Source organism: Gottfriedia luciferensis, from assembly GCF_001712755.1.
GTDB lineage: Bacteria > Bacillota > Bacilli > Bacillales > Bacillaceae_G > Gottfriedia > Gottfriedia luciferensis_B.
Genome location: NZ_MDKC01000002.1, coordinates 283,559 through 305,134, shown reverse-complemented (window position 1 = coordinate 305,134; position 21,576 = coordinate 283,559). Strand labels below are relative to the sequence as shown.

The 21,576-nt window shown below is 32.5% G+C and carries 19 protein-coding genes; 6 read left to right on the top strand and 13 right to left on the bottom strand.

Annotated features, from left to right (window positions below; all coding sequences use genetic code 11):
• Positions 1-80: 80 nt before the first annotated feature.
• A complete protein-coding gene (locus BED47_RS04050) occupies positions 81-1,265 on the bottom strand; it encodes an amidohydrolase (protein WP_069032529.1) in 1,185 nt (394 codons plus the stop codon).
• A gap of 166 nt (positions 1,266-1,431) precedes the next feature.
• Here BED47_RS04050 and BED47_RS04045 point away from each other — a divergent pair, with 166 nt between their 5' ends.
• Complete coding sequence (locus BED47_RS04045) at positions 1,432-2,373, top strand: S66 peptidase family protein (RefSeq protein WP_069032528.1); 942 nt, start codon at positions 1,432-1,434, stop codon at positions 2,371-2,373.
• Positions 2,374-2,599: 226 nt separating this feature from the next.
• On the opposite strand, the gene BED47_RS04040 is transcribed toward BED47_RS04045, so the two are convergent.
• A complete protein-coding gene (locus tag BED47_RS04040) occupies positions 2,600-3,286 on the bottom strand; it encodes a response regulator transcription factor (RefSeq protein ID WP_069032527.1) in 687 nt (228 codons plus the stop codon).
• Positions 3,283-4,731 carry a sensor histidine kinase gene (locus BED47_RS04035; RefSeq protein WP_069032526.1) on the bottom strand — a complete coding sequence of 483 codons (1,449 nt, stop codon included), beginning with the start codon at positions 4,729-4,731 and terminating at the stop codon, positions 3,283-3,285. Before BED47_RS04035 ends, BED47_RS04040 begins: the two co-directional genes overlap by 4 nt.
• 256 nt (positions 4,732-4,987) lie before the next feature.
• Between BED47_RS04035 and BED47_RS04030 the strand changes: the two genes are divergently transcribed.
• Entirely contained in the window at positions 4,988-5,896 is a 909-nt protein-coding gene (locus BED47_RS04030; RefSeq protein WP_069032525.1) for a nuclease-related domain-containing protein, read from the top strand.
• An 845-nt stretch (positions 5,897-6,741) separates the two neighbouring features.
• Here the strand turns inward: BED47_RS04030 and BED47_RS24315 are convergent.
• From BED47_RS24315 to BED47_RS04000, 6 genes are all read right to left on the bottom strand, one after another.
• The gene (locus tag BED47_RS24315) at positions 6,742-10,905 is read right to left on the bottom strand and encodes a S8 family serine peptidase (RefSeq protein WP_069032524.1); all 4,164 of its coding nucleotides are present in this window, start codon (positions 10,903-10,905) and stop codon (positions 6,742-6,744) included.
• A 613-nt stretch (positions 10,906-11,518) separates the two neighbouring features.
• A complete protein-coding gene (locus BED47_RS04020) occupies positions 11,519-11,746 on the bottom strand; it encodes a hypothetical protein (RefSeq protein ID WP_139116334.1) in 228 nt (75 codons plus the stop codon).
• 52 nt (positions 11,747-11,798) lie between these two features.
• A complete protein-coding gene (locus tag BED47_RS04015; protein WP_069032522.1) occupies positions 11,799-12,248 on the bottom strand; it encodes a hypothetical protein in 450 nt (149 codons plus the stop codon).
• Positions 12,249-12,333: 85 nt separating this feature from the next.
• Entirely contained in the window at positions 12,334-13,122 is a 789-nt protein-coding gene (locus BED47_RS04010; RefSeq protein WP_139116333.1) for a hypothetical protein, read from the bottom strand.
• Positions 13,123-13,135: 13 nt separating this feature from the next.
• Complete coding sequence (locus BED47_RS04005) at positions 13,136-13,723, bottom strand: hypothetical protein (protein WP_069032521.1); 588 nt, start codon at positions 13,721-13,723, stop codon at positions 13,136-13,138.
• Positions 13,724-14,184: 461 nt separating this feature from the next.
• The gene (locus tag BED47_RS04000; RefSeq protein ID WP_025568466.1) at positions 14,185-15,654 is read right to left on the bottom strand and encodes a long-chain-fatty-acid--CoA ligase; all 1,470 of its coding nucleotides are present in this window, start codon (positions 15,652-15,654) and stop codon (positions 14,185-14,187) included.
• 259 nt (positions 15,655-15,913) lie between these two features.
• Here BED47_RS04000 and BED47_RS03995 point away from each other — a divergent pair, with 259 nt between their 5' ends.
• The 4 genes from BED47_RS03995 (at position 15,914) to BED47_RS03985 (ending at position 18,694) form a co-directional block, all read left to right on the top strand.
• Entirely contained in the window at positions 15,914-16,993 is a 1,080-nt protein-coding gene (locus BED47_RS03995) for a site-2 protease family protein (RefSeq protein ID WP_049813524.1), read from the top strand.
• 301 nt (positions 16,994-17,294) lie between these two features.
• On the top strand, positions 17,295-17,471 hold the full coding sequence (locus BED47_RS23605; RefSeq protein ID WP_175403445.1) for a hypothetical protein: 177 nt from the start codon (positions 17,295-17,297) through the stop codon (positions 17,469-17,471).
• Between the two features lie 27 nt (positions 17,472-17,498).
• Positions 17,499-18,164, top strand: coding sequence for a zeta toxin family protein (locus tag BED47_RS03990; protein ID WP_069032520.1), 666 nt, complete (start codon positions 17,499-17,501; stop codon positions 18,162-18,164).
• Between the two features lie 44 nt (positions 18,165-18,208).
• Entirely contained in the window at positions 18,209-18,694 is a 486-nt protein-coding gene (locus BED47_RS03985) for a DinB family protein (RefSeq protein ID WP_069032519.1), read from the top strand.
• Between the two features lie 500 nt (positions 18,695-19,194).
• Here the strand turns inward: BED47_RS03985 and BED47_RS03980 are convergent, their stop codons facing one another.
• The 4 genes from BED47_RS03980 to BED47_RS03965 all read right to left on the bottom strand — a co-directional run bounded on the left by BED47_RS03980 (position 19,195) and on the right by BED47_RS03965 (position 21,455).
• Positions 19,195-19,533, bottom strand: coding sequence for a hypothetical protein (locus BED47_RS03980; protein WP_084006754.1), 339 nt, complete (start codon positions 19,531-19,533; stop codon positions 19,195-19,197).
• A 94-nt stretch (positions 19,534-19,627) separates the two neighbouring features.
• Positions 19,628-20,005: a barstar family protein gene (locus BED47_RS03975; protein ID WP_084006753.1), complete on the bottom strand. Its 378-nt coding sequence runs from the start codon at positions 20,003-20,005 to the stop codon at positions 19,628-19,630.
• A 394-nt stretch (positions 20,006-20,399) separates the two neighbouring features.
• Positions 20,400-20,624, bottom strand: coding sequence for a hypothetical protein (locus BED47_RS03970; protein ID WP_025568784.1), 225 nt, complete (start codon positions 20,622-20,624; stop codon positions 20,400-20,402).
• Positions 20,625-20,786: 162 nt separating this feature from the next.
• Positions 20,787-21,455, bottom strand: a complete 669-nt coding sequence (locus tag BED47_RS03965) for a Type 1 glutamine amidotransferase-like domain-containing protein (protein WP_069032518.1) — start codon at positions 21,453-21,455, stop codon at positions 20,787-20,789.
• Between the last annotated feature and the right edge of the window lie 121 nt (positions 21,456-21,576).

Genomic DNA, 21,576 nt, shown 5'->3' with positions numbered 1-21,576 from the left:
AGTTATAATATTCTGTATATTCATCGAATTACCTCTTTAAATGTTCAATTTATCGAACAGAAAAATAATATTAGTAGTTTTTATTCCTTACTTAAAAGATTACATGCTGCATTCAGAAACATGTTAACTCCAATAACAAGGGATTCTTCATCGATTGTAAACCTTGGATGATGGTGTGGAAACGTACTTTCACTATCCACTGATCCTGAACCAATTTTAAAAAAGCAACCGTCCGTTTTTTGTAAAAAAGCAGAAAAGTCTTCCCCTCCCATAGATGGTTTGATATACGAAATAGATTCATTGCCATATTCTTCAATTGCTGTTTGTTCTACTACTTTTGTGACATCATCATGATTAATAACTGGTCTGTACCCATAACGGTAATGACAAGAATAGCTTGCTCCATGGGCCTCGCAAATTCCTTTTACAATTTGTTCTATTCGCACCTCAGCATCATATCGCAATTTTTCGTCAAAGCAACGGACGGTTCCAACAATTTCAGCAATTTCGGGAATGATATTATCAGCCGTTCCTGCGTGAAATTGGGTAACAGACAGAACCCTTTGCGCAAATGCATCAGTTTTCCGCGAAACAATATGCTGTAAATTCGTTATAATTTGCGCCCCAATTGCAATACTGTCCACAGTATCTTCTGGATGCGCGGCATGTCCGCCTTTGCCTTTTATTGTAATATGGAATGCATCAGGGGCTGCCATCATAGGTCCGTAAACGATACCGATTTTGCCTACTTCCAAACCGGACATGAGATGCAAGCCAATCACATAGTCTACTCCATTCATAACTCCCGCTTGCACCATTTCCTCCGCTCCACCCGGATATTGTTCCTCGGCGTGCTGGAACAGGAAACGGATTTCTCCACTAATCTCATTTTTATGCTTTGCCAAGATTTCAGCCGCTCCAAGTAAAATGGCCGTATGCCCGTCATGGCCGCAAGCATGCATCACACCCGGGACTGTTGAAGCGAATTCAAATCTGTTTTCTTCAACAATCGGCAGGGCATCCATATCGGCGCGAATAGCCAGCGTTTTACCAGGCTTTCCACCAACTAGTCTTGCCATCACACTATATTTCGTCGGACGTGAGAGCTCCAGATTTCCAAATGATTGCAATGTATCAAATACAAATTGAGAAGTTTTTTCCTCTTGAAATGAAAGCTCTGGATATTTGTGTAGATGTCTTCTCCACTGCACTAGCTTTTCTTTTGAAATCTCTGCTTTAAATTCTACATTTTCTAAGGATTTCACTTAAACCACTCCCTTGCTAGTATTCAATTGTTAATTTCTCTTTCGTACAAATAATCCCTTCCTAATTTAAGTAAATATATTTTTTAAAAATACAGCCTAAGATGAGGAATTTCCTGCTAGATATAGAATATATAAAGTAAGATATTTTCAAGTGGGAGGGATCATTATGCAAAAACCGAATGCGTTAAAAACAGGAGATTCAGTGATGATAATTGCACCATCAAGTCCACCAAACATTGAAAATGTAATGAAGATGAAGCTAAAAATTGAACAAGCCGGCCTCAATGTCCTTATAGGAAAAGGTGTAACTGAAAAACGAGGCTACCTTGCAGGAAGTGATGCAAATAGAGTATCGGACTTACATGATGCCTTCTCTGACTCTGAAGTAAAGGCGGTACTGTGTGCAACCGGAGGATATGGAAGCGGAAGATTGCTACAAGACATAGACTTCGAGCTCATCAAAAACAATCCGAAAATCTTTTGGGGATACAGTGACATTACTGCTCTGCATATTGCTTTGCAACAAAAAGCAAATCTAGTAACGTTCCATGGGCCTATGATGCAAGAGTGTGGTGTAGATACTGTCCCACCAAAGACATTAGCGTCTTTCAAGCAATTATTAGAACCGCTCAGTCTGACCTTCACCGCTTCTGAAGTAGATACATACCCTGCATTTTCACATTCTGTCACTGCCCCGATGACCGGTGGCAATCTAACAGTTTTAACAAGCACTATCGGTACACCATATGAAGTGGATACAAAAGGAAAGATTTTATTTATTGAAGATATTCAAGAAGAACCCTACCGTATTGATCGCATGATTAATCAATTACGATTAGCAAATAAGCTTCAAGAATGTAAAGGGATTATCTTGGGAAATTTCAATGATTGCGGACCGAAAAAACGCCAAAACTCCCTAACTATAGCGGACATTGTAAATGATCTTATCGTCCCGCTTGGATTGCCTGTTTTAAGCGGATTTCTTATCGGTCATTGTTCACCAAATTATGGTGTTCCCTTTGGAGTCCCTGTCACGATGAACGGTGCCGATCAATCGATTTCATTTGAACCCGGAATTCAAATGAAAGAGTGTCGACCACAAAAGTGAACATTTAATATTCATGTGTTGTACTATTTTTATAGATTGTAAATCCCACCTGCTCACCCAGGTGGGATAACAAAAACAAGCTGAACGATAGGAAAGCACCAGATATCATAATTTACAAAGGACCATCTGAAACTATTTCTAACTACCCATATTAACTAGAATACTTTAAACTTCAAATACTGCTCCTATCGTAAGTATTAACAAGTGTGATAGTTTAAAAATTTCGTTATACATTAAATCGATACCCCGCACCCCAAACTGTTTCCAAAAACTTAGGGTTCGTAGGATCTCTTTCTATCTTTTCACGTAGTCTACTAATATGGACGGTTACAGTTGAAACGTCTGCAGCTGATTCGAGGCCCCAAACTTTTTCATAGAGCTGTTCTTTACTTAAAACTTGGTTTGGGTTCATTACAAAAAATACCATTAAATCAAATTCTTTAGTCGTAAATGGTACTTCTACTTCGTTAATAAAAACTTTACGAGCTGAACGATCGATTGATATTCCATGAACAAAAATTGTTTTTGAAACGGTATTGTTCCCTGCCAGCCTTTCATATCGGGATAAATGTGCCTTTACTCTTGCAACTAGTTCACTTGGGCTAAATGGCTTTGTAATGTAATCGTCCGCACCTAAACCAAGGCCTCTAATTTTATCAATATCCTCTTTTTTAGCAGATACAAATAAAATAGGAATATTTTTTACTGCACGTATTTCTTTACAGATTTCAAAACCATTTTTTCCTGGCAGCATAATATCCAATATAATTAAATCGTAATTACCTTTTAGTGCATGTCGAAGGCCCTCATCGCCATTATGTTGAATATCTACACGAAAATCATTTATTTCTAAATAATCTCTTTGTAATTCTGCAATGCTTATATCATCTTCAATCAGTAATATTTCTTTCAATTTCTCTCACCTTTCTTTAAGGAAAAGAAAATACTTGTCCCTTTATCTATCTCGCTAGCTGCCCAGATTTTCCCTCCATGCTCTTCAACAATTTGTTTTGCAATTGCTAGTCCTAAACCACTACCTCCAGTTTGCGAATTTCTTGATTGTTCTGCACGGTAAAATCGTTCAAAAATAAATGGTAAAGCTGTAGAATCAATACCTTGACCATTATCTGTTACTTCAACAATTACTTCATTTAACTGTTCATTTAATGAAAATGAAATTTTCTTTTCTTCTTTGTTCATATATTTCACACAATTGCTTACTAAGTTTGACAACACTCTTTTTAATTTTTCTCGATCCGCTGTAACATTGATTGATTCATTTGCCTGACTAAATTCTATTTTGATGCCTTGCTGCAGTAAATCCAAATAAATTTCATCTATATAGCTTCCTATATATTTATTCATTTCGATATTTTCAAAGTGAAATGGTTCCTTCTTTAAATCCAATTTAGAAAATAAGAACAATTCATCGATTAATGAATCCATATCCTTTGCTTTAGAGTAAACTGTTGATAAATATTTTTCCATTTTCTCAGGAGTATTAGCTACCCCATCTTTTATCCCTTCCACATATCCAATTATTGAAGTAATCGGTGTTTTCAAATCATGCGAAATATTGGACAATAGCTCTTTACGATTTTCCTCATATTGTATTTGGAGATTGATCGATTCTTTTAATTTGATTCTCATTTCCTCAAAAGCTTTATTTAATACACCGATTTCATCATTTGAACTTGTATCAATTTCAAAATTCAAATCTCCAACTTTAATTTTTTCTGCACCATTTTTAAGTTTTGAGATTGGCTTAATAATACTTCGGGAAACTAAATAGTTTAGCATTCCGATGATTATGATAAATAAAAAAAGCAATAAACCTAGTAAAATTGGAAAAAGATTACGAATAACCTCGGCATATGAACTTGCCTTCTTTAAGACAAAAATACTCCCTTGGCTTTGATTTGGAAAATAAAAATCAAATTTCACATACGTAAAAAACAAATCATTAATTTTAATCGTATCGCGTGTATTAATATTCGTTTCCTCAAACCCAGGTAGCGCTTTTCCCAACACTTTTTTATCTAATGACGGGGAAGCGTACTCAATATGTTTTCCATTTCGAACTACAATAAAAATATTCTTATGCTCTATACTTTTAAGTTCCTTCTTATTAAGTAACTGCTGAGGATTATGTTTAGCAAGTAGCTTCAAATCAAGAAACACACTTTCCTCTACTGTAGTCAAAGGTTTTTGTACATAAGTCTTTTTGTAAAGATTTTCTACTGACTTTACATCTCCTGTTATTGCAAAAATTATTAAAAAACCTGCTGCTAATAATAATGTGATTGAAAAAAGAATCACCCCAATATAAGACAACAGAAACCTCATTTTAATTGACATTTCTTTCACTCGCTCGGTAATAAAATTTTATTTAAATATCTTTATTCTTAGCATGCAATCTACTTTCGTAAACTACACTTCTAAAAATAAAAGATTGTTTTCAATTGAAATTAAGTGAACTATATCATATAAATCTTAAAAAAGTGTAAAATTTGTGTGAAATAAGTCTAAACAACAAATAATTCATAAAATAGTTAGAAAATCATCAAATTATTAGTTTCATTTGTATGTAAGATAGATTGAAAGGAGGTGGATTATGAAAAATCAAAAAGAACGATATGAATCAAATGATCTAAGGATTTATCAAAGATTAAATGATAGGAGCAGGCTTTCTGATGAAGATTTAGCATACTTTTCTTATCTAGAAAAAGGTTTCAAGGGTGAAAAAAAATTTGATGAATGGACTTCAAAACTATCAGATAACTGGCTTTTCCTTAACGATTTATTGTTAGAATGTAACAAATCCGAATTTCAAATTGATTCGATTGGTATAAACGGAGAAACAATCTATTTATTTGAAGTAAAAAATTTTGAAGGAGATTATTATATAGAAGGGGATCAATGGTATAAAACATCAAAAACCGAAATAAAAAATCCTTACGAACAACTTAATAGAACCGAATCCATGTTACGAAAATTACTTAATGAACACAAGATCAATTTCAAAATAAAACCTCATTTAGTTTTTGTAAACTACGATTTTTTTTTATACAATGCCCCTATGAACCTACCCATTATTTTTCCATCACAATTAAATCGCTTAATAAACGAATTAAACCTGCAACGTTTCAAATTAAATGTTAATCATTTTCATCTCGCCGAAGTATTTTTATCACTTCATAAATCAGAGTCTAAGTACAAACAATTTCCAAATTATCAATATGAACAGCTATTAAAAGGCATTATTTGTATTAACTGTAATACGTATATTACTGAAGTTAAAAAAGGGAAACTTGTATGCCAAGCCTGTGGCTATATAGAAGACCTGTCTAATGGAATATTAAGAAGTGTTGAAGAACTTAAATTTCTCTTTCCAAATAGAAAAATAACAACTAATGCGGTTTATGAGTGGTGTGGAATTTATAAATCAAAAAAAGGGATTTGGAAAGTACTTCGTGAAAATTTCACTAAGAATGGACATGGAAAATATAGTTATTTTGATTAGTGACTTTAGCTTGTACTCATTTTTATGAGTGCATTTTTTTATTTTAGCTACTTTTTATCCCTTGATGGGTGGATATTTCTTTATTTTTGTTTAATTTACTAACTCATAGCCCTTTATGAGTTAGTATCTTTGTATTTTTTGCTATTTTACTTACTCTTGAACCCCTTATGAATAACCAAATTTCAACTTTTTGCTATTTTACTTACTCATGAACTCCTTATGAGTAACCACATTTCATCTTTTTGCGTTTTTACTTACTCATGAACTCCTTATGGGTAACCATTTTTCTTATTTTTGCTATTTTACTTACTCATGAACTCCTTATGAGTAACCATTTTTCATTTTTTTGCGTTTTTACTTACTCATGAACTCCTTATGAGTAACCATTTTTCTTATTTTTGCTATTTTACTTTCTTATGAACGCCTTATGAGTAAGCATATTTCTTATTTTTGCTATTTTACTTACTCATGAACTCCTTATGAGTAACCAGATTTCATCTTTTTGCTATTTTATTTACTCATGAACTCCTTATGAGTAACCATTTTTCATCTTTTTGCTATTTTACTTACTCATGAACTCCTTATGAGTAACCACATTTCATCTTTTTGCGTTTTTACTTACTCATGAACTCCTTATGAGTAACCATTTTTCTTATTTTTGCTATTTTACTTACTCATGAACTCCTTATGAGTAACCATTTTTCATTTTTTTGCGTTTTTACTTACTCATGAGCTCCTTATGAGTAATCATTTTTCATCTTTTTGCTATTTTACTTACTCATGTACTCCTTATGAGTACAAAAAAAACCACCAGCATAAAAGCTAGTGGCCAAAATCTACAAAACTTACCCTAATGGTTTAATATAATCATCAATCGTTTTCCCTTTGTATTTTGTAACTGGTTTTATTTTTCCAGATACGTCAGGGTTTTGTATTAGATAGTTTCTCTTAACATAATCAAGATCTTTCGCATCAACTTTTCCATCAAAATTGATATCTGCATTTCGATCATTTGTATTTAGTTTGCTGGTGATATAGACTGCATCTAGTATATCAATGACGTTATCATTGTTGACATCTCCAGCTCTCATCGTAGCATAGTAGAAATACTTTAATTTTCCAGCATCCATTGCATCATATGAATCTACCATTTCATTAACATTTACATGTCTTTCGAAATGACCTGGTATTTTGATAACAATTTCGTAAGATTGATCTAGTAATGGTAGATTAGGTACTGAGAATCTAGCAGCACTGTTGATGGTTGCATCATAACGTTTCCCATCAGTTCCACCAATTACATACACTTCTGCTCCTACTTTTGAATAATCCTTTTTAGGATCTAACCAAATCGAATTACTAGGTACAAATCCATCTGGTAGGAATCCGCCTTCAAGAATTGAATAAGATGGAATGATATTAACTCCTTGTCCAAATTTATTGTTTATTGTCATTTGTGGTTGACCTAAAATATTCGCTTTAGCAGTTTGGAATCCTAATTGTTGAACCCATTTTGTATATACGCTTGGTTTATCTTTAACTTTTAACGTAATCGTAGCTACTGGCATATTTGCATTGATTCCAGTTGTAGGAGTAGGTCCATCTAAACTTGTCGTTAATTTTATCCAATTGTTTGATGTATCTGTTTTTTGATCTTGAGCTGTAAGGTTTGCAGTTAACCCTAAAGCTTTTGCTGCATTAACATATTCGCTACTTATTTCTGTGCTTTGGTATTCAAATACATCTTTTGGATAAGTAAGTGTAAACTCACCACCCATTAGATTTTTAAGATTATGTTCACTTAAAGTTACTTTAATAGTATCACCGTATTTCGCGTCAAACTTATCAGTTGTTAATTTAATGTAAGGTTGTCCCTTTTTAACCAAAGTGTATGTCTGACTAGGGTGATTTTGAATTCCGTTTGTTGCAATGTCTTGTCCTAATAATGTCATTGTTGAGAAATTTTTCTCTGCTTGGATTTTTCTTGTGTATTCAAAGTTTCCATTACGATCAACGACTAATGGTACATTACCAATAGGATTTTGTGCACCCGTTACTTTAACTGTATTTTTTGATTGGTCAATATTATCACCATTTTTGTTTATTTGATCAATACTTGAATCTGAAATATTACCTGTAATTTTTAGACCTGTATCATCTACTTCATAAACTCCACCTGGAATATTCATTTTCATCGTTGGTAGCGTATTATCAATGACAATTTGCTGAGATTTTTTAAATATTTTCCCTTCTTCGTTTGTTCCAACAATTTCAATCTCATATCTTCCTGGAGAAGCAAGTGCCTTTGTAATATGAACTGGTTGGTCAGGATTTCCTGTAAACGGGAAGTAAAGACCATTAAATCCAGCATCTAAACCATATGTCATACCTTCATTATATCCACCATCAAATGAGTCAATGATTCCCAATTGCTCGCCAGTGTCGGCATTCTTTAATATTACATCAACTGTCTCCATACGACTGTTTAGAGAGAATGCAATTCCAGTAGATCCTGAGATAGGGAATGGTAAATCTCTTCTTGTATTAAAAGCTTTTGTTGTTAAAAGAACGTCTTTTATCCCTTGTTCCATCTTATGTAGGGCGAATGGAATTTGATAAACTTCATTGCTATCTTCTTTATTTGTAAACGTAATGTATCCCTCATAAATTCCTAATTCAGCTGTTTTTGGAACAGTAAGATTTGGTTTGATTTTTGACATGCCGTGTACTTTAGCTCTAACTTCAGATGGCACGTCTAAAGAAATGCCATTTTTTACTGCGTCCTTATCATAACTTTCAACATTATTAAATTGAACTTTTACATCAAACACTTTTTCTTCATCTGAATTGTTTGTCAGTTCAATTGTCTTTTTGTCTGTATAATCCTCATCTGTCGATACAATGGCACCATAGCTTAGGTCCCCAGCTGTTTCTGGGATCATCATCTTATTGCCATTTTCATCAAGTGTTGGTGCATCATCCTTCACACCAATTTGAATTGATGAATGTACAGCCTCATCTGCATCAATTCCTCCCGATCCTTCTTCAAAAACACTATAGTTTCCGTTTAACGCATCTGCTGAATTCATTAAGGCTAACTTAACTTGCTCTGGGGTATAGTCAGGATGAGCTTGTAAAATTAAAGCAGCAGAACCAGTAACATGTGGCGCAGCCATAGAAGTACCATCAAATCTCGCATATGCATGTTCGTAGTCATCTTTATGAGCTACTCCGTTGTAATAAGCAGGGATTGAAGAAAATACTGCAACACCAGGTGCAGTGACCTCTGGCTTAATGTCATAATACCTTCTTGCTGGTCCTTTTGAACTAAAGTCAGCTAATTTATCACCATCAGTATCAAAAGATCCAAAATCATTCATCGTTACGTTAACATTACCTTTAGATAACATATTGACAAGTTTTGTACCTTGATCATTTGGAATACTAAAGGTTGGAATAAAGTCAAAATTATTTCCGAAATAATAAGGAATATACGTCTCTCCATCAATATTATTGAATATGATTACTGCCTTGGCACCATTTGCCTTTGCATTCTTAATTTTTACATTCAAAGTTAAATCGCCACGCTCAATCAGTACAATCTTGTCCTTCACGTTTTTACCATTGTAATCTGCAACTTGACCTTTACCTACGAAAACAATTGGAAGATTTGATCCCTTCAACGTATTTAGATTAGTATAATCTGAACCCATCATTCTCATATTGTCTAATTTAGCGGTTTCAGTTGCTGAAGTTGCGACTGCATTACTAGTTTGGATTGTAATAGGCGAGCTACTTGCGCCAACTGTAATACCAAGCGCAGATGAAGCTGGACTACCAATCGTATACTGGTTAGGTCCAGCATTACCAGCTGCAAGAACACAAACCGTACCTGCTAATGTAGCATTATTGATCGCAACCGCCAATGGATCAAGTGGGTTAGCAACAGGTGCCCCTAACGATAAGTTAATGACATCCATCTTATCCTCTACAGCTTTTTCAATTCCTGCAAGTATTGTATTCGATGATCCAGTACCATATGGCCCAAGAACTTTATAGCCATAAAGCTCTACTTCTGGTGCTACACCTGTTATGGCAAAATCGGATTTATTTTTACCCGTTCCCGCAATAATACCTGATACATGTGTTCCATGTGCCGTATACCAAGGTTCACCTGAAGTTGGATTTAATTCGGGTTGTCCAGATTTTTTCCAATCATCATAAGTTGACTCCATAGGATCCGAATCGTTATTTACTAAATCATATCCGCCTTTATACACATCTTTTATATCAGGATGAGTATAATCAATACCTGTATCAATGACACCTACTTTAATCCCTTTACCAGTAATACCTTCTTTATGTAGCTTTTCAGCACCGATTTGTTCCATATTATTTAATTTAATCGAAGCGTTGTTTGTTGGCTCACCATTTTGTTCTACGAAAGGTTCCACCGTAATTTCTCGATCTTCATAAACAGCATTTACTGTATCTAATGTTAAAAGTTCTTTTACCTCATTAGCAGGTAGCGTCATTGCAACACCATTGAAGATACTCTTGTATTCTCTTTTAATACCAATCGATTTTAATTTTTCATTTTCATTTAATTGTTTTTTAAATTTTTTATGAGATTCCACTACCCTATCTATTGAATCCTGCTTAGAAGCATTAAGGCCGCTCTTTTGATTGATTTTAAAATCAATTTCTGATGGAGCTTGTTTAAACTGAACAATTACATTTAAAGGAGTATCTACATTTAAATCTACGTCAGGTGAGATTTTTAGACCTTCAGCATTATTATTTTCCTGCATGCTGTGAATCATTTCTCGATCTGCATTGGAAATATTTTTGATATAACTATCAATATCCTTAATACTAGTATTTGAGCCAGAAGAGTTTGTCACTGCGAATGTTTTATGACCAGAAATTAAACTAGCTGAAAACAAGCTAGAAGTGATTACTCCAGCAGTCATTACCTTTACGATTTTTTTGTTTTTATGCTTATTCATCTGCATTCTCCTTTTTGCACTTTTCCGAAAAATCTTACAATTAATATTATAATCAGACAAATTCATAAAGTGTATTGGGGGAATTTAAGATAAAATTCACATTTATTTTTCTACAAAAATTACAAATATTCCCAATAAATCTTGTTATTTTTCTAGTGTTCATATCTATAATTTAGTAAATGAAAAACATTTACATTTTATACTTATCTATTAAGTAAAATCAGATTATTCTTTTAAATTTTTAACCTAGTTTTTATTATTTTCATTTTTAATGCTTTTTGGAAATAAAAAGGGAAAAAAATCACAAAAAGATAGTTTTTGTTGTTTTTTGTAAGGTTTTTTCGACTAAAAATTGTGGGATTTGTAGGAATTCATTTCAAAATACAGGAAATTATATTAAAACATAAAAAAAAGTTATACTCCTTGTTGAAGTATAGCTTCATAAATTTGCTCTCAATCTCTCTAAAATCTGTTTAATGCACTTTTAATTTCTTCTATTGTTGTTTCATTCGGATTTTGTTTAGACGTTTTTTCAGTTTTTTCAGTTGGACTTTTTACCTAATAGAGAGATGCGTTACATTGCATTATCATTTATTAATGAAAGAGGATTCGATCATATTTGATTTCCTTTACTAAGTGTTTCCCCATCTTTTTCAATAGGAATATAGCATATTACCATACCACCTATCGTTTTTTCATTTGGAATATTAAAATGAATCATCGTTTTTGCACTTTTCCAAACATCAATTGTTGTTGGTAATGCAACAAGATCATCCTGCCGATCGTAATTTCCTGCTATTATTCCGCTGTTTTCATTCTTTATACCATCAAACGTACACAACTCTACTCCAGTATAATCTGTTTTGAATGTTACATTGTAATAAGTATTTTTTTTATCTTTCCATCTCTCTATTCTCAAAATCATGATTTTTTGTATTCGTTAACAACATCATCCATGTGTTCAATAGTTGATTCTTTTTTTGCAATTGCTTCATTATTAATTTTGAATTTATATTCACAGATGCTTTATAACCATCCATTTCGACAATATAAATACCGCTTCTTTGTATTTTAAATGAACCTTGATATTTTGCTTTCTTTTTATTTGATGTTGTGAAAACAATATCTCTCGTTTTTTTATTATAGACAATTAAATCTACATAGCCTTTTTTGACAACAAAAGAATAATCAATATAGTACACTTCTCCTTTATGTGCACTAAATGAAGTTAATTTATCATAATCATCCAATTCAAAATAGTTGCCATTAGATGATGGAATTGCACAACTTGACAATAATACACACATTAAACTTATACACACAATAAACATCTTCATTCTCATTTTCGATCCCCTTTGTTAAATGACTAACTTAATAGTCACATAAGCACAAAGAGTTGAAAAGCATAATTCTACTAATTTAATTCCCTCACGTTTCTTCCACTAATTCAGTTACATCATCATTAATTTCTTTTTCAATTTTTATCTCCTCTTCAATTACCTTTTTTTCATCAAGACTATCTGCTTTTTTTAACATTTCAGCAAAATCATCAGATGGTCTTATATATTCTTGACTGTTTTTATCGTATTCAAATTTTGATTGATATACGGCTATAAATTCGTAAAAATCAAAGCCAGTATTAAAATAAGACTCGCTTGATAAAAAGGCAACAAATTCATCACCTTTTACCGATGGTCTATGACCGTCTGGTATTACCAAAAAAGTTTCGTCCAAATCCTTTTCAGTTAAATTTGGAAATTTATCTTTCATTCCAAGCTGTTTTGCAGAAATATATCCACCTTGCTCTAAAATTGTTATTTTCTTACCCTCTAAAGATGAATCTCCCTTTAATACATGATTAACTTTAAACGATAATTTCGTTAATGGATTACCAATATCAGTAGCTTTATCTATGTTTACATAATTCTCAGTAGACAACACTACACCCTCAACGGCCAATTCTGAGTCTTTCATTAATTGGTTAACATCATTGTACGTAACTGCAAAAGCAAGTTCAGAATTTACAACTTTTACTTTGTCCACAAATTCTTGATTGTTCTCATTAATAAGTTCATTTTCTATTGAATTATCAGTCTTAATGTCTTTTGATATTGAAGTAGTAGGTTCTTTTTTCTTACTTTGAGTTTGATTATTACATGCTGTTAAGAAGGAAATTGATAATATAATAAAAAATAATGATTTCATCTTCTTATTCATTTTTAATCCTCCGTTATTTATAAAGATAGTTGATCCCATTGAATTCATCTTTTCTAGGAAATTCGATTCCAATAGAATAAGCTAAGTCTGCACCAGGATCCATTAACTGCTTTGCAGCATGACTTAACCCAAATGCATGTCCAATTTCATGACTAATTGTTACTTGTTGATATTGAGGAAATTTTGACAATAAACTTTCGGATAATTCGATTTTTGACCAATACCAATTTTGTACAGACGGATTAACTTTTGTTTGATTTACAAAAAACATAGTTTGTCCTACAATACCTGTTCCAATTGATTTGACCTTATAAATATCAACCGTACTGGCACTTTTACTAGTTGTCTTCCTATATGAAATTGGTGTTGTAATTCCAGCATATTTTGTTGAATATATCCATCGATCAAATGAATTTGCTATTTTAGTAGAATACGTATTTGCCGATGAGTCCACCCAATAAAATTTTGTACTATTTCCGTAGTTTCCAATTCCAAAAGACATCTTGTGACCATTAAATGTGGTATAAGCTTTTGCGTTAATTGGAGTCATAAAAACAAACGTTATTCCTAATAATAAGGCTTTTTTTACAAATCTTTTCATAATACCCTCCACAAATAAATTTTTTTAACTTATTTTCCCTAGGACATCCTTTGAAATAGAGAACAGCAAAATGATTTCTATTCCTCTTAAATCTTACCAAAATTTAGCATTTATTTGTTTGGTGTATTGTGTCAAATTTACGAAATTCAGACTAGTTAAATCACTCTTTATATAGTGCTAATTACTAGTTTCTTCGGACATGAAATTATCAAAAAACTACAAAATACCTATAAAAACAAACCAATATAACGGTTTAACATGATAAAAAACCAGTTTACTAAATTATAAGAGAAAAACTTTATAGTGTTCTGAGATCTAATACCAATAAAAAAAGAAGAATTATATTTTCACTAACGATTTAAAAATTTGAAGAAAGATTAGTTAAAGAATAGAGAGCATGGATTTATTTTGAATATCTACAAAAACGCAAAAAAACCAATCAAATTGATTGGTCTCCAAAATTATCTAAGATTTCTTTTTAAAATTTTCCCGGTACTATTTTTAGGTAGTTCTTTTACAAAATAAATTTCCTTAGGAACTTTATAATAAACAAGTGCTTCTTTACAAAAATCAATGATCTCATTTTCAGAAATTGAATCATTTGAAACGACTAGATAAGCAGACACACTTTCACCTATTAATTGATTAGGTTTTCCGACTACCGCTGCTTCCAGAACATTAGGATGTTGATAAAGTCTCTCTTCTATTTCTCGAGGGTAAACATTAAATCCGTTCGTTATAATTACATCTTTTTTTCGATCTAATAAAAATAAATATCCATCTTTATCTTTTTTACCGAGATCACCGGTTTTAAACCAACCGTTAAAAAATGCTTTTTCAGTTTCTTCTATATTATTTAAATAACCACTCATCACATTCGGTCCAATCGCAACAACTTCTCCAACTTCGCCAGTTGGAACTTCTTCGCCATTTTCATTTACTATTCTTGTCTCAACACTAGGTAGATCAAGTCCAACTGATCCTGGTTTACAAATTCCACGATATGGATTAAAAGTAAGAACTGGAGCTGTTTCAGATAATCCATAGCCTTCTACAATTAGGACATTGTATTTTTCTTGAATTGACTGTAATAATTCGATTGGTATAGATGCCCCGCCAGAAATACATGCTCTTAAACTACTAAAATCGTTTGCTGTCGCACTTTTTAATTGATATAAATAATTATAAATCGTCGGTACCGCCGCAATTAAAGTAGCTTTTTCTTTTTTGATTACCTCAACCAATTCAGTTGGATTAAATTTCGGAATGATGATTGTTGATGCCCCATTTAACAAAATCATATTTACACATAATGTTAAGCAAAATGAATGAAACATTGGAAGGACGGCGATCATCTGATCATTTTCTCTTAATTCGATTAACTTGGAAAAATCATTTGCATTTTCAATTAAATTGAAATGAGACAACATTGCACCTTTCGGGTTACCAGTTGTTCCTGAAGTATATAAAATAACAGCCGTATCATCTTGTAGGATTTCAATTTCTTCTAATTGATTTTTTATTGTCACTGTCGGTTGTATTTCATCTATTAAAATAATATTTAATAATGTAGGGCACTGTTTTTTAACAATTTTAAGCTTTTTCTCCTGCTCACTAGTTGAAATTACAAGTTTAGTAGAAGAGTCTTTTAAAATATAGCTGAGTTCACTTTCCGTAAAAGCTGGATTTAATGGAATGACGATCGCACCTAGTCTTAAGATTGCTAAATAGGTTTGAACAAATTCAGGAGAATTTCCTAATAAAATCGCTATTTTATCTCCCTTTTCAATCTTATTTTCAACTAATAGTTGTGCTATGTTCTCACACGATGAAATGAGTTCTTCATAATTCGTTCTGCTTCCATCGTATCGATAAGCTATGTTTTTACCTTTATGATCCGCTACTTCTTTAATCATCCCAAATATATTCATTACTTTATCAATCCTTAGTTAATTTCATTGTGAGTATTTCATATAATTCTAGAAAAATGCAAAAGTTAGAAAGATAACTATCTAACATTTACTTAAACTCATCTATTTTGTTATATTCATCTTTAATTTTTTCTTTTTAATTCAGTAAAAGGACAGACTTTAGTCCCATTTCTTTATTATTCTATCAAACAAATAATCTTTAATGATATAATTTTTATACTACATAATCATATCATAATTAGCGAGAAGGTGAAAATGAATGGCACAACCAATGATCAATAATAAAACGAAAAAATCGTTAACAAGAATCGGTATTGTAATCGCACTAATCGGTACTAAGTTAAAGCTACTTTTACCGCTCTTAAAAGCTGCAAAATTTTTATCTTTTTTAAGCATGATATTGTATTTATTTGTATACGGATTTACTTTTGGATGGTATTTTGCTTTCGCTCTTGTTTACTTATTAATTTGTCATGAAGGCGGGCATTTAATTGCTGCGAAACAAAAGGGTCTACCAACTTCACCAGCATTTTTTATTCCATTTGTCGGAGCAGTGATTTCACTTAAAGAAATGCCAAAAGATGCTGTAACTGAATCTTATGTAGCGTTTGGTGGTCCGTTTTTAGGCTTAATTTCAGTTCTACCAGCAATTCCTCTCTATCATTACACACATAATGAATTTTTCGGATTAGTCATTGCTTTAGGCTGTATACTTAATTTGTTTAATTTAATTCCAATTTCTCCTCTAGATGGAGGGAGAATATTAAGTGTATTACCTCCAATATTTTGGTTTATCGGTATTATGATGATGCTAGTATTTTTATTTTATCAACCTAGTTTTCTCGCATTTTATATTATTATTTTAGGTATTACAACCTTCATTAAACGAATTCGAGAAGCTTACCAGTTAAAGGTAATTAAGGAAAAAATAAAACTATACGAACATACTATTAAACAATTTCAATTTGGGATCTTTAATGTCTATTCTGATCGAACGATTGTAAAACGTTTCTTTTTCCCGTTTTTTGAGGATAATAAGAAATTAGAATTAGAAATTCATAAGGAACGCCTTGAAATAAACTATCTAATTCGTTCCGTTCGTGCACGTTTACATGAACCAGACTTAGACTGGAGAATTTATATTGATGAAAAGATTCAAGAAATTAAGCATAAGAGGATTTCACCTTTACTAAAACAACAAGAAACGTTAGAAACTTACTATGTTTCTAGCAATCGTAAAAAATGGCAAATTTTTATTGCCTATATCATTTTAGCAAGTAGTTTAGCTTTACTTGGATTTTGGAGCTATGGGTTAATTGAACATGTTTTAGGTAGATAATAGAATAAAGAACCTATTTTGAAGTTAATTATTCAAGATAGGTTCTTTTATTTTAAATGCTCCCTTGATATTCGTGACTTTTTCCCATTTCCTTCGGGATTTGAAGTATTGTCTAGGGCATATAATATGCCGTTGTTATAGCTAAATGATAGTTTAGTTTTAAAAAGGAAAAGGAATTTAGTGGAAAAAAATGGAATATCTATAAAGATAGAACGATAACGAGCTTTTTAATACACATACATTTTGTGTAAATTTGAGTTTTGTCTAAATAACAATTAATAATGACAGGAGGTATGCGACTTTGTTTGGATATATAATTTTGGGATTTGTTATTTTTATGATTGCATTTGGTTTTTTTATGGAAAAGAAGTTTGGAACCGGCGCTCCAACTAAAAGTGATAATCAAACACTTAATGAAGAAATTGGGAGAAATACAACTAATCCTACTAGTCCAAATAATATTAATGGACCAAATTAAAAAGTTCTTCGCTAATAAGGAGGATACATGTTAAGGAGCAAATTAATTTCTGATTTGGTAAATAAAATTTTGTGCTTAAAAACAGATCATCCAATTCGAGTGGGAGTTAGTGGAATCACGGCATCTGGTAAGACAACAATTGCTAATGAAATCGCTGAGGAACTTAAAAACAGGAAAAAAAACGTGATTAGAACAAGTATAGATCATTTTCATAACCCGAGAGAAATTCGTTACAAACGAGGGAAGGAATCTGCTTTAGGATATTATGAGGATGCCCATGATTACGAGTCTTTTAAGCAAAAGCTTTTAAAACCTTTAGGTCCAAATGGCAACTTGCATTATCAAACAATTTCCTTTGACTTGCTCATGGATGAATATGTTAATTCAGATTTAAAAGTTGCAACAAATGATATGATTTTTATTATAGATGGAACCTTTTTATTTAAGAAGGAATTATGTAACCTGTACGATTTTAAAATATTCGTAGATACCGAATTTGATATTGCAAGAAAAAGAGGAGCTATCCGTGAAGAACAGGCATTTGGAAGCTATGATAAAGCCGAAGAAATGTTTATTAAAAGGTATCATGCAGCTTCGAAACTCTATTTGGAGCATCACTCACCTCAACTTAATGCCGATGTAATTATTAAAAATAATGATTTAAATAACCCGAGTTTTGTATATAAAAAATAAATTTTACTATGCGTTAACTAATAGAGCATTAGGAGGAGTTTTAATTGCAAATGTTTTTTAGCTATAATTGGTCGGTAAGAGAAGATTGGTATAGGTGGTGTGAAGAGTTAAGTGAAGAAGAACTACTGTTGACTCGTTCTGGTGGAATGGGAAGTATTTTACATACACTATTTCATATAGTTGATGTAGAGTGGAGCTGGATTCGTGTCTTACAAGGCAAATCTGATTTTCAGGAGAGTTTTAATGATTATAAAAGCTTAGATAAAATTCGAGAATTGGACGCGAAATTTCATATTGAAGTGAAAAATTTTGTAGACAGCTGGGATAATGAAATGGAAAATCGTTTATTTTACGATACCTTACCAGATGGAAGAACGGTGACGGATACTTGGGGGGAAATCATTAGACATACAATCGCTCATGAAATTCACCATATAGGTCAATTATCAATTTGGGCAAGGGAAATCGGGAAACAACCTGTTTCTGCAAATCTAATTGGACGGGGTCTCGTCAATTATTCGAATAAATAATTAACAAAGAATATAGTTTTAGAGTTTTAGTTTTATATATATGTTCTAGCTACCAGTGACGGTAGCTTTTTTTATAAGTTAAGTCATTCGGATTAAGTAGGACTTATTCTAACACATTGCAATAGTTGAATATCACTCAAGTGCAGATGAAATATGGCTATATAAAAATATCAAATTATCACCCCTTGAGGTATTGAACTATCATTTCAACAAGTGTTAAATCTTTGTTCGAGCAGTCTTTTCCAAGAAAAGTGGTCAGGTTCTAAAGAGAAAATCAAAAATCCAACTACCGGAATAAAAATGTTTATTAAAATCAAATTCTTCATTTTTTTCACCCACAAGAGTTACTGATACTATTAAGACAACTGAGAGGAATAAGTCCTTAGAAATTCTTATTGAACTAATCTGCCATTTTGTTGAATAAAAAACGCTACCTAAATTGGTAGCGTTTTTTATTTAACTCTAGCATGCGTTAGCTGAACAAGAAAGTACGGTACTAATTAATAAACATGAAATACATCATCAAATATTTCACCAGTTTCATATTCAAAAACCATTCTATATTCCCCTACTATTTCTTCATCATATTCAAAGCTAAGACGAATAATCACGTGATTATAATCGTCATCTGGCCAGTTAGTAAATGTAAATGAAACTGATTTAATATATGTTGAAAGTTTTTCTAGTTCAAATCCATCTTCAAAAGTTTCTTTAAATTCTTCAGGGTATTCTTCCTTCCAACTATTAAAGTTCTCCCAAAATCCTTTTATAGTTTCATCTTCTAAATCTTTCTCAGTTACCCACTTTTTGAATTTCTCGATATTAATAAAATTAGACATTAATATTCTCCTATTTGAAATAATTCATTAATTATTAAATTAAATGATTGTATTATTCATTAGCTCTCTCCAATTATTGAACTAATGCATTGTGTTAGTTGAACAAGAACTCACATTTCCAATTGGGAAATTCCTGATTATGTTCTAGAAGATACTCTTTCATAATATTCGAATCTTCAGGGAATCTTCTCTCCAATTCTGACCACCCAACAAACCTGATTTTATTTGGTAACTCAACGACACCAGAAATGATCTCCCAAAACGAGTCCCAGTCCTCATTATAATAATCTGGAAATTTCAGTTTTTTTTTCAAAAGTGAGTGCAATTCTTTGGTAGTTCGTACGGTTGATACATTAATGTACAACGTGGGTGATTCAGTTTTTTTCTTTTCAATTTTGGATAGAAATACAATAAAATAAGGCAAGACAAATAAAAAAAATAATAAAATAGAACCCAGTACAAAAATTGTCATCCTATTACCCCTTACATCTCAAAAAGTGCTTGGACAAAATTATTTTAATTAAATTAATAACAATATTTTACCATGTTTTATTCAACTAAATTGCCAGTTAGCACAAAAAAAAATCGACTTTTTAGCCGATTTTGTTGATTTTTAGTTATTATTTTTCTAGTTTACTATCTATCTCATTTAGTTTTTGAAGGATTTTATCTAGTAATAATAGTACATGTATCGGAAATCCAATAGCGATACCCACTAATGGAGCATAAGTACCCGCAAAAAAGTATGATACAAGTATTGAAGTTATATAAATAATTACAATTAATGTGCCATATAAACATCCTTTTTTGTAAATTATACTAGATCGTGATCTTCAACTAACGCACTGTATTAGTTCTAAATAGTTTTACAACGAACTAAAAGGAACTAAAATGAAAAATACACCTAAAAAGAAAATTAAACTTTTAGCGATGTACCATGGTAATAATAAAAAGAGTTCTACTGAAAAGTATGTACTCCCTCTCTTTCTTGCTTTATCATGACGGTCTTTTGTATGAAAATATGCAATTCCTATTATTCCAATACCAATCACTTGCACAAACCAAGCCCCTGATGAAATGTAACTATTCAATTTGATTCTCCCTACCAAAGCAGATTAAAGGTTGTTCAACTATTGCATGCGATAGTTGCATTATGTTATGAATTTTTAATATAGCCCATCCTTATTTAAGTTAAAATGAGCAACTCAATCTATTTCAATATTAATTTAGCAACAGTTTCCTGAGGAATAGTATCAGGGCGAAAACAGTTTCCAATGCCCTTCGGAAACAACTTCAACCTCTCCGTCGATTACTTTGATGGCGGTATGATCGTCAATCGCATACGCCGGCCCCGGCATCCCTGCTGCCCATCTCTCTGCGGCAGCACTGGTGTTTCCTGGCAGCATCTCGTGATTTAGGTGCGGAAAGATTGAAAAATCAACCAGTCCCAGTGTTTCATCATCACCGTTTGGCGGAGTCCAGCCAACGAAGTATTCCCCTATGTTAGGTCCCATCACCATGCTCCCAGCACTCATTCCCACATAGACTGAGTTCAGTGACAGTACAAGATCTGCCAGCCCAGATTGACGCATCCAGTGGTTCAGGTATAGGGCGTCACCGCCTGACACCAGCAATACATCTGTCTCCTGAAGCAGTGGTTTCCAGCGGTTTTCGTCGATGCTTGGCAGCGCTGTGAGCTCCAACACGCCGACTGATTTCCAGCCGAGGCTGACCATGGGATTTTCTTCTTTCCCACTGATGAACTCCCAAGCTTTGACGCCAGGACCAACCCAAGGGTGTCCATACATCGCAGTGGGGATGCACAGGGCGTTGGAGTCAGCAATTGGCTTGCCTAGCATATCTACCAACGCGTCGAGTATGCTTTTGTTATTGATGCCTCCAGATGTAAGCAGAAATTTCATAACTTCACTCCTTGTCCTAGTTTGGTAATTTCAATTTTGTTCATTCTTCTATAATAGCAACCCTAGCTTTATGACTGATTAGAACACTTCAATTTAATCAATGGGCGAATCGGAAAATTAT

Excerpts from the sequence above, each read along its gene's own strand:
- BED47_RS03965 (WP_069032518.1), bottom strand. The coding sequence starts at position 21,455 with ATGAAATTTCTGCTTACATCTGGAGGCATCAATAACAAAAGCATACTC.
- BED47_RS04010 (WP_139116333.1), bottom strand. The coding sequence starts at position 13,122 with ATGAATAAGAAGATGAAATCATTATTTTTTATTATATTATCAATTTCC.
- BED47_RS03990 (WP_069032520.1), top strand. The coding sequence starts at position 17,499 with ATGTTAAGGAGCAAATTAATTTCTGATTTGGTAAATAAAATTTTGTGC.
- BED47_RS04045 (WP_069032528.1), top strand. The coding sequence starts at position 1,432 with ATGCAAAAACCGAATGCGTTAAAAACAGGAGATTCAGTGATGATAATT.
- BED47_RS04030 (WP_069032525.1), top strand. The coding sequence starts at position 4,988 with ATGAAAAATCAAAAAGAACGATATGAATCAAATGATCTAAGGATTTAT.
- BED47_RS03975 (WP_084006753.1), bottom strand. The coding sequence starts at position 20,005 with ATGACAATTTTTGTACTGGGTTCTATTTTATTATTTTTTTTATTTGTC.
- BED47_RS24315 (WP_069032524.1), bottom strand. The coding sequence starts at position 10,905 with ATGAATAAGCATAAAAACAAAAAAATCGTAAAGGTAATGACTGCTGGA.
- BED47_RS03980 (WP_084006754.1), bottom strand. The coding sequence starts at position 19,533 with ATGTCTAATTTTATTAATATCGAGAAATTCAAAAAGTGGGTAACTGAG.
- BED47_RS03995 (WP_049813524.1), top strand. The coding sequence starts at position 15,914 with ATGGCACAACCAATGATCAATAATAAAACGAAAAAATCGTTAACAAGA.
- BED47_RS04000 (WP_025568466.1), bottom strand. The coding sequence starts at position 15,654 with ATGAATATATTTGGGATGATTAAAGAAGTAGCGGATCATAAAGGTAAA.
- BED47_RS04015 (WP_069032522.1), bottom strand. The coding sequence starts at position 12,248 with ATGAGAATGAAGATGTTTATTGTGTGTATAAGTTTAATGTGTGTATTA.
- BED47_RS04035 (WP_069032526.1), bottom strand. The coding sequence starts at position 4,731 with ATGTCAATTAAAATGAGGTTTCTGTTGTCTTATATTGGGGTGATTCTT.
- BED47_RS04005 (WP_069032521.1), bottom strand. The coding sequence starts at position 13,723 with ATGAAAAGATTTGTAAAAAAAGCCTTATTATTAGGAATAACGTTTGTT.